The organism is Telluria sp. ZB4P36, assembly GCF_059685865.1.
In genome coordinates this window covers 391,458-403,303 of record NZ_JCASIE010000003.1, presented here as the reverse complement: position 1 = coordinate 403,303, position 11,846 = coordinate 391,458, and the positions used below count along the sequence as shown (strand labels likewise).

The window sequence follows — 11,846 nt, the reverse complement described above, 5'->3', positions numbered from 1 at the left end:
TCCTTAACCGGGGAAGTTTTCGGGGATCTTGGCAGCGCTGCGGGCGGCGGCGCTGGTGATCACGTTGCGGCGCACCAGGTCGGTCAGGTTCTGGTCGAGCGTCTGCATGCCGACGCTGCTGCCGGTCTGGATGCTCGAGTACATCTGGGCGATCTTCGCTTCGCGGATCAGGTTGCGGATCGCCGGGGTGCCGATCATGATCTCGTGGGCGGCGACGCGGCCCGCGCCGTCCTTGGTCTTGAGCAGGGTCTGCGAGACGACGGCCTGCAGCGATTCCGACAGCATCGCGCGCACCATCTCTTTTTCTTCGGCCGGGAACACGTCGACGATACGGTCGATGGTCTTGGCGGCCGAGGAGGTGTGCAGGGTGCCGAACACCAGGTGGCCGGTCTCCGCCGCCGACAGCGCCAGGCGGATGGTTTCCAGGTCGCGCAGCTCGCCCACCAGGATGCAGTCCGGGTCTTCGCGCAGCGCCGAGCGCAGCGCGTTGTTGAAGGACAGGGTGTGCGGGCCGACTTCGCGCTGGTTGATCAGGCACTTCTTGGAATCGTGCACGAATTCGATCGGGTCCTCGATGGTGAGGATGTGGCCGTATTCGTTCTCGTTGAGGTGGTTGACCATGGCCGCCAGCGTGGTCGACTTGCCCGAGCCGGTCGGGCCGGTCACCAGCACCAGGCCGCGCGGCTTGAGCGCCAGTTCGGCGAAGATCTTCGGCGCGTTCAGCTCTTCCAGCGACAGGATCTTCGATGGAATGGTACGCAGCACCGCGGAAGCGCCGCGCTCCTGGTTGAAGGCGTTGACGCGGAAGCGCGCCAGGCCGGGAATCGCGAACGAGAAGTCGCACTCCAGCACTTCTTCGTACTGCTTGCGCTGGCCGTCGTTCATGATGTCATAGATCATGCCGTGCACGTCCTTGTGCTCCAGCGGCGGCAGGTTAATGCGGCGCACGTCGCCATGCACGCGGATCATCGGCGGCAGGCCGGCCGAGAGGTGCAGGTCCGAAGCCTTGTTCTTGACCGAGAAGGCGAGAAGTTCCGAAATGTCCATTGTCTATATAATCCCTGTGCCGTGAGTGGAGCGCAGGCGATGGACCTCGTCTCGACTCAAAATATTTCCTATAGAAAATCATTATGTCCATAATCGCCGAGAACTTGCAAGCTGTCGAAGCGACAATCGGGGCCGCCTGTACCTCTGCCGGAAGGGCCAGGAACGCGGTGGATTTACTGGCTGTTTCGAAGACCTTCCCTGCGGAAGCGGTGGTCGAAGCGATGGCGGCGGGGCAGCGCGCCTTTGGCGAAAACTATTTGCAGGAAGCGCTCGACAAGATGCATGAAGTGGCGCGCCTGCAACCAGATACGCCGATCACCTGGCATTTCATCGGCCCGATCCAGAGCAACAAGACGCGGCCGATCGCGGCCAGTTTCCAGTGGGTGCACACGGTGGAACGCCTGAAGATCGCCCAGCGCCTGTCCGAGCAGCGTCCACCCGAGCTCGGTCCGCTCGACATCTGCGTGCAGGTGAACATCAGCGGCGAGGCCAGCAAGAGCGGCGCGACCGAGGAAGAATTGCCTGACCTGGCACGCCAGGTCGCCGGCCTGCCGAACCTGCGCCTGCGCGGCCTGATGGCGATTCCCGAAGCGAGCAGCGACCCGGCGCAGCAGCGTGCCGCATTCGCGCGCCTGCGTGTCCTGTTCGACAAGCTGCGCGCAGGCGGCCTGCCGCTCGATACGCTCTCGATGGGCATGTCGGGCGACCTCGCCGCCGCCATCGCGGAAGGCGCGACCATCGTCCGCATCGGCAGCGCCATCTTCGGCGCCCGTCATTACGAGCAATAAAGGAAAAGAATGAAGATTGCATTTATCGGCGGCGGCAACATGGCCACGGCCCTGATCGCCGGCCTGGCCGGCCAACTGACCGGCGCCGGCAGCCTGCACGTGGTGGACCCGAATGCCGAGGCGCTCGAGCGCCTGGCCAGCCAGTACGGCGTGAGCACGGCGGCCGGCATCGATGTCCAGGTGGGGAGTGCCGACGTGGTGGTGCTGGCGGTGAAGCCGCAGCAGATGCGCGAAGTCGCGGCCAGCCTCAAGCCGCTGCTCGGCGCCCAGCCGCTGGTGCTGTCGATCGCGGCGGGAATCCGCATCGCCGACCTGTCGCGCTGGCTGGGCGGCTACACCCGCATCGTGCGCTCGATGCCGAACACGCCGGCCCTGATCGCCATGGGCATCACCGGCATGGTGGCCCAGGACGAGGTGGACGAGGTCCAGCGCCAGGCCGCCGACAAGGTGATGCGCGCGGTCGGCCAGACCGTGTGGTTGAAGGACGAGAACCTGATCGATCCGGTGACGGCGGTGTCGGGCAGCGGCCCGGCCTATGTCTTCTACTTCCTGGAAGCGATGCAGCAGGCGGCGCGCGAGATGGGGCTGGATGCGGAGCAGGGCAGGCAGCTGGCGCTGGCCACCTTCACCGGCGCGGCCCAGCTGGCGGCGCAGTCTGGCGATCCGGTGGACGTGCTGCGCCAGCGCGTGACCTCGAAAGGCGGCACCACGCATGCGGCCATCACCAGCATGGAAGCGGCGGGCGTGAAGGAGGCGATCGTCGCGGCCATGAAGGCGGCGGCTGCGCGCGGCCGCGAGCTGGGCGAGGAACTCGGGAAGGACTGAAGCGATGCCGGCGCGGGCCGGCATCGCCTGCTATCCTTATTTGCGTCCGATCGTCAGCTGCCTGACCGCCTGCTGCTCGCCGTTGTCGACCGCGCGCACCTCCACCGTCCACGGGCCCTTGCCCGACATGGACAGCGCCTTCGCGAACACCAGCGCATCGCCCTGCTGGACGAAGGCCGACTTGTCGAAGCTGTGGATCAGCTTGCCCGTGCTGCTCAGGACCCGCAGGCCCGCCGTGGCCACGCTGGCGATGCCGTTGCCGTCGGCGACCCTGGCATTGATGGTCACCGGCTGGTCGCCGCTCACCTTCGTGGCGCTGGCGCTCAGTTCCGCCGTCGGCGGCACATTGTCCGGCACCGTCACCGCATACTTGCCGGTGTAGGCGGTCGCGAGCAGGTTGACGCGGCCGTCGACGCGCACATGCCATTCGCCCGGCGTCGGGAACTTGACCTCGACCGCGCGGTATTTCTGGACCGTGGTCAGGCCGGCCGACTGGGCCGCGAAACCGGTGCCGGTGGCCGGGTCGACACCCGGCGCGTACAGGCTGACGTACAGGTTGTTCGCTTCCAGGTCCCAGCTGGCGTCGGCGGACAGTTTCATCGCGCCCGGTTCGACCGTGATCTTGTGCAGGCCGTAGCCCACGTTGGTCTGGAAGGAATTGAGTGTCGCCGTGCCGGCATAGCTGCCTTCCATCACGCGCACCGGTCCCGGGTTATAGCGCACCAGGTCGTCCGCCGTGACGGCCGTCGGGATGGCACCGGCATTGACCGCGTCGACGGCCTTGCGGGCGTCGACGAAGCCGGCGCCGGCATCGTGGGTGTCGTAGCCGGCCATGACGCTCTTGTTGGCGGTGACTTCGAGCAGGCGGATCACGTCGAGCGGCGCCAGGCGCGGGCCGCCCTTCGCGTCCTGGGCCTGGTGCACCAGGGCTGCGATGCCGCTGACGTGCGGGGTCGCCATCGAGGTGCCAGACGCGGCGCCGTAGTTGGTGCCGCTGGCGGTCATCGGGTGCACCGGGTTCTGCGCGGAGACGATGTTCTCGCCCGGCGCCACGATGGCCGGGCGGTCGATGCCGAGCGGGCGTGCGGCGTGGTCCCAGGCCGCCTGTTCCTCGGCGCTGGCGGCCAGGAAGAGCTGCAGGTTGGCCAGTGCCAGTTCGCGGTCATGGTTGCCGTCCGGGCGGCCGCGCGAGGAGAAGTCGGCCATGCCGTAGGCCTTGTTGGTGGCGCCGATGCCGAGCGCATAGGGCGCGTTCGAGTAAGGGTTCATCGTGTTCGGGCTGGCGCCGTCGTTGCCGGCCGCGAAAATCGACAGGATGCCCTGTTCGAAGGCCAGGCGCGAGGCCACGTTGGTGGCCTGGTTCGGGTTGAACGGCCCGTAGCTCGAACTGCCCCAGGAGTTGCTGAGCACCCGGATGTCGGCGACGCCGTCGCGCTTGCTGGCAATCACATGGTCGTAGGCTTCCAGCGTGAAGGGCAGGTTGATGCCGGCGCTGGCGCCATAGCTGATGATGGTCGCCTTGGGCGCCATGCCGCGCAGGTTGCCGTCGGAGTCGAACCCGGTGCCGGCGATGGTGCCGATGCAGTGGGTGCCGTGGCCGTATTCGTCGGTGTTCCAGTGCGTGCCGAGGCCGTCGATGTGACGCTCGACGATCGCGGTCTCGACGTCGATGCCGTTCGGCGTCAGCGACACGTAGACCTGGGTCGGATCGTTGCCCAGCGCGCCCGCCACTTCGTAGTTCTTCCTGACGTTCCCGAGGTCCGGGTGCAGGCCGTCGGCGCCGGTGTCGATGATGGCCACGGTCACCCCGCTGCCGTCCAGGCCGAGCACGCGCTGCACTTCCTCGGCCTTGGTCATCACGCGGCCTTCGGCGTTGAACAAGCGCTGGGTGCGGCTCGGCTCGATGAAGCGGACCTCGCCCCAGCCGGCCACCTTGTTGATCTCGTCCTTGGTGAGCAGCATGCGCGCCATCGGCAGCACCTTGTAGGTCTTGAACTTGCGGCCGAGGACGGACAGGCGCTGTGCGCTTTCCTTCTTGTCGAACACGACGATGACATCGTAGTAGACATTGGCGAGCTGCTTGCCCAGTTCTTCTGAGAACAGCCTGTCGATCTTGGCTGCGACGGGGACGGCGGATGTGCCGGGCAGCAGGCTTGTGACGGCCGCATTGGCGACCGGGCCTTGTGCGCCCAGTGCCATGACGAGTGCTGCGACGAGTGCGAAACGACGACGGGATGTACTCACGAATTACTCCTCCTGATCTGTTATTGGTTTTCAGGTGCTTGGGTAGAACACGGCATTTCCGTGTGCCGCCTGATGAGTATTCCGGGAGGAATGTCAATCCGTCAAAGGTGCATGCATACGTTTGTAAATATTTTTTCTGGACGTGCGAAACCGTTGCGTTTGCGCCAATCTTCAATTGTGCGCGCCATGGTTTCTGCTATACGGATGAGCTGCCGGGCGGACCGCCCGGCACCCCTTAATGGATTTCGAAACCCTTCCACCTGAGCACAGGCAGGAGCTTCTGGGCGAACTTGTAGAGCGACACGGCCGCCGTGACGCTGCCGACCGCCCATTTTGGCCTGGTGATGAACAGACCGGCCGCCACGCCGCCCACGATCAGCGCGGTCTTTTTGTGGCGCGCCGCATAGGCCGGGATCAGGCCCAGGGTCTGCGGCGAAGAGAGCATCGCCACTTCCTGGGCCACCAGCGCGCGCTGGTCGGCGCACCTGGCCACCAGCGCCTCGCGGCGCGCAGCCAGTTCCAGGGACTTAGCGGCCATCGGCGTGCTCTCCCTTCAGGGCCGCCGCGTCCTTGCGCAGTTCCGCCAGCGTGGCCGGCAGCATCGGCGGACGCGCGGCCAGGCCGGCGCGCAGCTTGATCGCCGCGAAGGCGGTGCCCAGGGCGAACAGGACCGCCATGCCGCCCACGGCTGCGAGGCGGTGGGTGTCCCAGAACAGCACCAGCACGAACAGGATGACGAGGCCCAGCGTGAACAGCCCCAGCACCGCGGCCGCCAGGGCCCAGGCGAGGTAGCCGATCAGGCGCTGCGCGCCTTCCTGGAGTTCGATGGCGGCCAGCTCGAGGCGCGTGCGCGCCAGGTCGAGCACATTGGCTGCGATCCTCCCGACTGCCGCCGTGATGCTCATCTCAGCGGCGGGCGATCAGCATGCCGATCACGACACCGACGGCGGCGCCCAGGCCCACCGACTTCCATGGGTTCTCGTGCACGTAGTCGTCGGTGACGCGCGCCGCTTCCTTGGTCTTCTCGACCACAGTCTGCTGGTACTCGGACAGGCCTTCCTTGGCCGAGGCCAGGGTCTGCTCGAACTTGGCCTTGGCGGCCTTCAGCTCGTCGCCGGTCAGGTGTCCACCGTTGCGCAGCCACGCTTCGGCGTCCTGGATCACGGTCTTCAGGTCCGACATCAGTTGTTCGCGGGTGCCGGTTTGGGTAGGGATCTTTTCCATCATGGTGGGCCTCGTTAAGTAGGAAGGAATGCTATTTGTGCAATATTACCGCATTGCATAGTCTAGCGCGACACCGCTGAACAGTGCAGCGCCAAGCCAATTGTTGTGCCGGAAAGCCTTGAAACATGCCATGCGGTCGCGGTGGCGGATCAGGGTGTAGTGGTAGAGCGCGATGCCCGCCGCGACCACGATGCCGCCCACGAACCACCAGCGCAGGCCCAGGTACCAGCCGCACACCAGGTCGATCGCCAGCGCCGCGCCGTAGCACAGCATGACGGCGGCCACGTCGAAGCGGCCGAAGGTGATGGCCGAGGTGCGGATGCCGATCTTGAGGTCGTCGTCGCGGTCGACCATGGCGTACTCGGTGTCGTAGGCGACGGCCCAGAACACGTTCGCCACCAGCAGCCACCAGGCCACCGCCGGCACCGTGTTTTGCACGGCGGCGAAGGCCATCGGGATGCCGAAGCCGAAGGCGATCCCGAGATAGGCCTGCGGGATCGCGAAGAAGCGCTTGAAATAAGGGTAGGTGCCGGCCACCACCAGGGCCGCCACCGACAGCTGCCTGGTCAGCGCGTTCAGCGGCAGAATGAGGAGAAAAGACAATAGCGACAGGACCGCCGCCACCATCACCGCTTCCCAGCCGCGGATCTTGCCGCTGGTGAGCGGGCGGTCGACGGTGCGCTTGACGTGCTTGTCGAAGTCGCGGTCGGCGTAGTCGTTGATGGCGCAGCCGGCGGAGCGCATCAGCGCCGTGCCGAGCACGAAGATCGCCAGCACCAGCATATCCGGCACCCCGCCGGACGCCATCCACAGGGCCCACAGGGTAGGCCACAGCAGCAGCAGGATGCCGATCGGCTTGTCGGCCCGGACCAGGCGGAAGTAGAGCGCCAGCTTGTTCATGGATCGTCGCGTCTTGTCAGGCAAGAACTGTTGAGCAGAAGACAGGGATTCTAAAGCCTTTTGGCCGAAGTCGCGGCATCGCGTATCCAGGCTGGAAACTTGCCATTTTGTTGTCATCGAACCGACATTTTTGTTTGTTTAAATGCATCAGTCGTACTTCTCGACCACCACATATCGGAAAGGTTCAGCATGACTGACAAGGATATTTCGCCGGTTCGCCGCAATCTGCTCAAGGGACTGGCCGGCTCTACCGCGCTGCCCTTCATCGGCGCCTTCGCCGCGCTGCAGGCGCAGCAGGCCAGCGCCGCCAACGGCGCCACCACCCTGGTCGACAGCCCCTACGGCCCGATCGCCCCGGCGAACGACATCAGCACCGGCCTGCCGCTGCTGCAGCTGCCGGCCGGCTTCACCTACAAAAGCTTCGGCTGGCGCGGCGACCTGATGACCGACGGCAAGACCTGCCCGGGCGGCCATGACGGCATGGGCGTGGTCCTGTCGCGCAAGCTCGGCCGCAGCACCGAGCTGGTGCTGGTCCGCAACCACGAAATCGGCAGCGCCGCACCCGGCGGCTTCCTGAACGCGCCAGGCGTCTACGACAACGGCACCGTGAGCGGCTCCGCGACCAACAAGTTCGGCGGCGGCACCACCAACTTGCTGTTCCGTGACGGGAACTGGGTCAGCATGACCCCGAGCCTGGGCGGCACCCAGACCAACTGCGCCGGCGGCATCACCCCCTGGGGCACCTGGCTCACCTGCGAGGAAGCCGGTTCGGACGCCGTCAGCGCCTCGGGCAAGAAGCATGGCTACGTGTTCGAAGTTCATCCGGACCCGGCGTTCACCACCGGCCAGCCGATCATCGGCATGGGCCGTTTCGCCCACGAAGCCGCCGCCGTCGATCCGGCCACCGGCATCGTGTACGAGACCGAGGATTCCTCCGGCAAGTCGGGCTTCTACCGCTTCATCCCGGACATCAGGAACGGCGCCCCGGGCAGCCTGGCCATGGGCGGCGTGCTGCAGATGGCCAAGGTCAAGGGCATCAACAACGTCAACCTGGCCACCATGCCGGTCGATGCGACAGTCGAACTGGAGTGGGTGAACATTGCCGACCCGGACGCGAACCGCGGCAGCGCGGCGGGCCTGAGCGGCGTGGTCATCAGCAATGCCGCCGGCCCCTTCGTGCAAGGCTGGGTGCAGGGCGCCGCGCGCATGAACCGTGGCGAAGGCATCTGGTACGCGCAAGGCAAGATGTATGTGATGGACACCGCGGGCGGTGCCGTCCAGCGCGGCACGATCTGGGAGCTCGACCTGGCCACCCAGGTGCTGAAGTGCATTTACTCCAGCCCGAGCCCACTGGTGGGCAATATGGGCGACAACCTGACCGTCAGCCCGCGCAACGCCATCCTGATCTGCGAAGACGCCTCGACCGCCGCTACCGACGCCTTCGGCTTCGGCCAGCGCCTGATGGGCCTGACCGGCCTGGGTAACGCCTATATCTTCGCCAAGAACAACATCAAACTGGGCAGCGCCCAGTTACAGGACGCGGGCAAGCTGGCCTCGCTGGCGGGCGACCACCGCGCCAACGAATTCGCCGGCGCCTGCTTCGATCCGACCGGCCGCTACCTGTTCGTCAACATCCAGACCCCGGGCGTGACATTCGCGATCACCGGTCCCTGGGCCAAGGGCCCGCTGTAAGACTGTCCCAGACCATACGGAGAAACCCATGAAACCCACTAAACTGTTTGGCTTGATTGCCGCCCTGGCGCTGTCCGGCGCCGCCAAGGCCGTCGTCCTGAGCGGCAGCGCCGGCTCGAACGGCGTGACCGACTACAGCGGGAGCGGCCTGGTCTCGTTCGACCTCGACCTGGAAGGCTTCAGCCCGAGCACGCTGAACTTCGTGCTCGAAGCCGGCGACCTGGGAGGCCCGCTGAGCTTCAACGCGCTGGTACGCAACCTCGCCGGCGCGGGCCTGGAGCGCTTCAGCTTCAGCCTGCAGGGCATCGCGTTCGCAGGCGCCGGCAGCGTCACGCCGGCCTTCGGCAGCGTCGGGTCGGTACAGGCGGGCAGCAACGCGGCCGCCATCAGCTTCGCGATGCCGGAATATGCCGAGTTCCAGTTCGGTAATGTGCTGGGCGGCGGCCAGGACTGGCTGCTGGACACCAGCGGCCTGGCCGCCGGCGACAGCTTCAGCATCACCGCCACTGTGCCGGAACCCTCGTCGGCCGCGCTGGTGCTGCCGATGCTGTGCATCGCCGGCCTGATGGCCGCGGCGCGGCGCCGCAAGAAGGACTGAGGCGCAAGCGAGCTTGCCGGTACAATCGGCCTTCCGACAAGCTCTCTATTGAATATGCACATCTGGGTCGATGCCGACGCCTGTCCTGCCGTGATCAAGGACATCCTCTTCCGTGTGGCCGAGCGCCTGCAACTGGAGGTCACGCTCGTGGCCAACCAGCTCATCCGCGTGCCGGGTTCGCGCTATATCCGCGCGCTGCAGGTGCCGGCCGGACCCGACGTGGCCGACGCCGAGATCGTCGCGCGCGTGCACAGCGGCGACATCGTCGTCACCGGCGACATTCCGCTGGCGGCCCAGGTGCTGGAGAAGGGTGGATTGCCGCTCAATCCGCGCGGCGAGTGGTACACCAAGGACACCATCGCCCAGCAGCTGACGATGCGCGCCTTCATGGAAGAGCTGCGCGGCAGCGGGGTGGACACCGGCGGTCCGGCCGCATTCAGCCAGGCCGACCGCCAGAATTTCGCGAATGCCCTCGACCGTGAACTGGCGCGGCGGCGTGCCGGGAGTTGAACTGTCAGGCTCGCTGACTATCGCATAGAGAACGCCGCCCTTGCCTGCACCGACGCGATGCAGGCAAGGGCGGCTTCCATCTGCCTTACTTCTTTGCAGAGCGCCGGCGCGCTGCGGCGAAGCCTGCAAGACCCAGACCCATCAATGCGAAGATGCCAGGCTCCGGCATGTCGACAGGGGGCTTGCCCGGACGCTGGACGATCGTATAGTGGGATACGTCCTTCTTTTGATTTTGATTGAGATCGGTGAACGGAGGATTGGTGAATGGAGTAGTCCAAGTGCCCGTACTAAACAATTCGTTGAACAAGAAACCGATCAGGTTGGTGTTGTTTCCGTCCTTGAACACGATCATGTAATCGAAAGCGGCAAAATTGGCACCAGAAATTGCCCAAGTGCCCAACTGGTCATTGGGGGGATTGACCTGGACTTGTCCCCCGTTGGCAGCCCAATTGCTGGAACCGAAAAAACCGGCCGCATTGATATTCGCGATCGAAGCAATATTGCTCTGATCTTCCGGTGAAATGAATTGGCAGGCGTTCACCGCGGTCACTGCGCCGCTTTTAACTTTCGAGTTGGCATTGGTAGTCGCTACAGCAGTACAGTTGACGAGAACAGCCTGAGCGGCCGACATGCCGAGCAAGGGGGATACAAGCAGAAGTGCCTTCACCAACTTTCTGGAAATCATGATTACTCCTTCGTGGCGAGCTTTATTTATAAGGACGGCCTAGCCCCCAAAGCTAATGCAACTAGCATGCCACTTAGGTAAGTAACTGATTGTTAAATGTATTTACGTTTATGAGAAACTTGGTTGTAAAGTTAATCGACAGTTAGTAGTGAATACTGGAAATTAACTATATGAAATTTATGGGAACTTTGTCGCTCGCCGCCGAGGGTCGAAGGAATTGCCCTGTTCGGCATATTAAGAAATGAACTGATTTTGGTGATTTTCGATAACAAAATCACTGCCGATACAGCATTCAGGCGGCGGCTTCAAGCGCGATCATCTCGACGCCCGGCAAGCTGCACTCGCCGACCGCCTGCGCTACGGCGTCGATCGCCGCGCGCCGCGTGAAGCTCTTACGCCACACGATGACCACCCGGCGCGAGGGCGCCGGATGGGCGAAGGGCACATAGGTCAGCAGGCCATTGGGGTCGTGCATGTCGGCCACCGAAGCGCGCGGCAGCACGGTCAGGCCGATGCCGCTCGCCACCATGTGGCGGATGGTCTCCAGCGAGGAACCTTCGAAGGTGCGCTGCATGCCGTTGCCGGGCGACGAATAGCGCGCCATTTCCGGACACACTTCCAGCACCTGGTCGCGGAAGCAGTGGCCCGCACCCAGCAGCAGCATGGTTTCCAGCTTCAGGTCGTCGGCCGGGATTTCCTTGCGCTTGGCCCAGGGATGGGAGCGCGGCATCGCGACCACGAAGGGCTCGTCATACAGGGTCTGGATCGACATGCCGTGCTCCGGCAAGGGCAGCGCCACGATGGCGGCGTCGAGCTCGCCCTGGCGCAGCAGTTCGAGCAGCTTGTGGGTGTAGTTCTCTTGCAGCACCAGCGGCATCTGGGGCACGTCGTCGATCAGCTTCTTGACCAGCGGCGGCAGGAGGTAGGGGCCGATGGTGTAGATGACGCCGAGACGCAGGGGGCCAGCCAGCGGGTCCTTGTTCTGCTTCGCCAGTTCCTTGATGGCGGCGGTCTGTTCCAGCACGCGTTCGGCCTGGGCCACGATCTGCGCGCCCAGGGGGGTGACCGAGACCTCGGAGCCGCCGCGCTCGAACAGCGTCACCCCGAGCTCGTCCTCGAGCTTCTTGATGGCGACGGAAAGGGTGGGCTGGGCGACGAAACAGGCTTCGGCGGCATGGCCGAAGTGTTTGGCGCGCGCGACGGCGACGATGTATTTCAGCTCGGTCAGTGTCATAGGTTTATCTGGGCCCAGGATGTCACGGCTGTATTGCCGTCCATCCTGACACAATGTTGGCATTTAGTCAGCCAGGATTTCAAAAAATAGAACGATGCG

At 64.8% G+C, this 11,846-nt stretch carries 13 protein-coding genes; 5 read left to right on the top strand and 8 right to left on the bottom strand.

The annotated features are described in order from the left end of the window. Positions 1 to 3: 3 nt before the first annotated feature. Positions 4 to 1,047: a type IV pilus twitching motility protein PilT gene (locus AC56LK_RS07090; protein ID WP_497183853.1), complete on the bottom strand. Its 1,044-nt coding sequence runs from the start codon at positions 1,045 to 1,047 to the stop codon at positions 4 to 6. Positions 1,048 to 1,130: 83 nt separating this feature from the next. On the opposite strand from AC56LK_RS07090, the gene AC56LK_RS07085 reads away from it, so the two are divergent. Both AC56LK_RS07085 and proC read left to right on the top strand, forming a co-directional pair. Beyond that, complete coding sequence (locus tag AC56LK_RS07085; RefSeq protein ID WP_497183852.1) at positions 1,131 to 1,835, top strand: YggS family pyridoxal phosphate-dependent enzyme; 705 nt, start codon at positions 1,131 to 1,133, stop codon at positions 1,833 to 1,835. Positions 1,836 to 1,844: 9 nt separating this feature from the next. Beyond that, positions 1,845 to 2,660 carry a pyrroline-5-carboxylate reductase gene (gene proC / locus AC56LK_RS07080; protein WP_497183851.1) on the top strand — a complete coding sequence of 272 codons (816 nt, stop codon included), beginning with the start codon at positions 1,845 to 1,847 and terminating at the stop codon, positions 2,658 to 2,660. A gap of 36 nt (positions 2,661 to 2,696) precedes the next feature. Here the strand turns inward: proC and AC56LK_RS07075 are convergent, their stop codons facing one another. The 5 genes from AC56LK_RS07075 to ubiA all read right to left on the bottom strand — a co-directional run bounded on the left by AC56LK_RS07075 (position 2,697) and on the right by ubiA (position 7,028). Then, complete coding sequence (locus AC56LK_RS07075) at positions 2,697 to 4,904, bottom strand: S8 family serine peptidase (RefSeq protein WP_497183850.1); 2,208 nt, start codon at positions 4,902 to 4,904, stop codon at positions 2,697 to 2,699. 235 nt (positions 4,905 to 5,139) lie between these two features. After that, a complete protein-coding gene (locus AC56LK_RS07070; RefSeq protein ID WP_497183849.1) occupies positions 5,140 to 5,442 on the bottom strand; it encodes a hypothetical protein in 303 nt (100 codons plus the stop codon). After that, positions 5,432 to 5,809 carry a phage holin family protein gene (locus tag AC56LK_RS07065; RefSeq protein WP_497183848.1) on the bottom strand — a complete coding sequence of 126 codons (378 nt, stop codon included), beginning with the start codon at positions 5,807 to 5,809 and terminating at the stop codon, positions 5,432 to 5,434. The genes AC56LK_RS07070 and AC56LK_RS07065 overlap by 11 nt, the downstream gene beginning before the upstream one ends. Before the next feature lies 1 nt (position 5,810). Further along, entirely contained in the window at positions 5,811 to 6,131 is a 321-nt protein-coding gene (locus AC56LK_RS07060; protein ID WP_436107459.1) for an ElaB/YgaM/YqjD family protein, read from the bottom strand. Positions 6,132 to 6,173: 42 nt separating this feature from the next. Continuing rightward, on the bottom strand, positions 6,174 to 7,028 hold the full coding sequence (ubiA, locus tag AC56LK_RS07055; protein WP_497183847.1) for a 4-hydroxybenzoate octaprenyltransferase: 855 nt from the start codon (positions 7,026 to 7,028) through the stop codon (positions 6,174 to 6,176). Between the two features lie 189 nt (positions 7,029 to 7,217). On the opposite strand from ubiA, the gene AC56LK_RS07050 reads away from it, so the two are divergent. The 3 genes from AC56LK_RS07050 to AC56LK_RS07040 are packed head-to-tail and all read left to right on the top strand — an operon-like array spanning position 7,218 to position 9,828. Beyond that, a complete protein-coding gene (locus tag AC56LK_RS07050) occupies positions 7,218 to 8,720 on the top strand; it encodes a PhoX family protein (RefSeq protein WP_497183846.1) in 1,503 nt (500 codons plus the stop codon). Positions 8,721 to 8,748: 28 nt separating this feature from the next. After that, on the top strand, positions 8,749 to 9,318 hold the full coding sequence (locus AC56LK_RS07045) for a PEP-CTERM sorting domain-containing protein (protein ID WP_497183845.1): 570 nt from the start codon (positions 8,749 to 8,751) through the stop codon (positions 9,316 to 9,318). A 54-nt stretch (positions 9,319 to 9,372) separates the two neighbouring features. Then, positions 9,373 to 9,828, top strand: a complete 456-nt coding sequence (locus AC56LK_RS07040; RefSeq protein ID WP_497183954.1) for a YaiI/YqxD family protein — start codon at positions 9,373 to 9,375, stop codon at positions 9,826 to 9,828. Between the two features lie 85 nt (positions 9,829 to 9,913). Here AC56LK_RS07040 and AC56LK_RS07035 read toward each other — a convergent pair whose 3' ends face one another. Next, a complete protein-coding gene (locus AC56LK_RS07035; RefSeq protein WP_497183844.1) occupies positions 9,914 to 10,513 on the bottom strand; it encodes a PEP-CTERM sorting domain-containing protein in 600 nt (199 codons plus the stop codon). A 292-nt stretch (positions 10,514 to 10,805) separates the two neighbouring features. Continuing rightward, positions 10,806 to 11,747: a hydrogen peroxide-inducible genes activator gene (locus tag AC56LK_RS07030; protein WP_497183843.1), complete on the bottom strand. Its 942-nt coding sequence runs from the start codon at positions 11,745 to 11,747 to the stop codon at positions 10,806 to 10,808. Positions 11,748 to 11,846 lie beyond the last annotated feature (99 nt).

Coding starts and splice junctions, on each gene's coding strand:
- AC56LK_RS07090 (WP_497183853.1), bottom strand. CDS start 1,047: ATGGACATTTCGGAACTTCTCGCCTTCTCGGTCAAGAACAAGGCTTCG.
- AC56LK_RS07085 (WP_497183852.1), top strand. CDS start 1,131: ATGTCCATAATCGCCGAGAACTTGCAAGCTGTCGAAGCGACAATCGGG.
- proC (WP_497183851.1), top strand. CDS start 1,845: ATGAAGATTGCATTTATCGGCGGCGGCAACATGGCCACGGCCCTGATC.
- AC56LK_RS07070 (WP_497183849.1), bottom strand. CDS start 5,442: ATGGCCGCTAAGTCCCTGGAACTGGCTGCGCGCCGCGAGGCGCTGGTG.
- AC56LK_RS07065 (WP_497183848.1), bottom strand. CDS start 5,809: ATGAGCATCACGGCGGCAGTCGGGAGGATCGCAGCCAATGTGCTCGAC.
- AC56LK_RS07060 (WP_436107459.1), bottom strand. CDS start 6,131: ATGATGGAAAAGATCCCTACCCAAACCGGCACCCGCGAACAACTGATG.
- ubiA (WP_497183847.1), bottom strand. CDS start 7,028: ATGAACAAGCTGGCGCTCTACTTCCGCCTGGTCCGGGCCGACAAGCCG.
- AC56LK_RS07050 (WP_497183846.1), top strand. CDS start 7,218: ATGACTGACAAGGATATTTCGCCGGTTCGCCGCAATCTGCTCAAGGGA.
- AC56LK_RS07045 (WP_497183845.1), top strand. CDS start 8,749: ATGAAACCCACTAAACTGTTTGGCTTGATTGCCGCCCTGGCGCTGTCC.
- AC56LK_RS07040 (WP_497183954.1), top strand. CDS start 9,373: ATGCACATCTGGGTCGATGCCGACGCCTGTCCTGCCGTGATCAAGGAC.
- AC56LK_RS07035 (WP_497183844.1), bottom strand. CDS start 10,513: ATGATTTCCAGAAAGTTGGTGAAGGCACTTCTGCTTGTATCCCCCTTG.
- AC56LK_RS07030 (WP_497183843.1), bottom strand. CDS start 11,747: ATGACACTGACCGAGCTGAAATACATCGTCGCCGTCGCGCGCGCCAAA.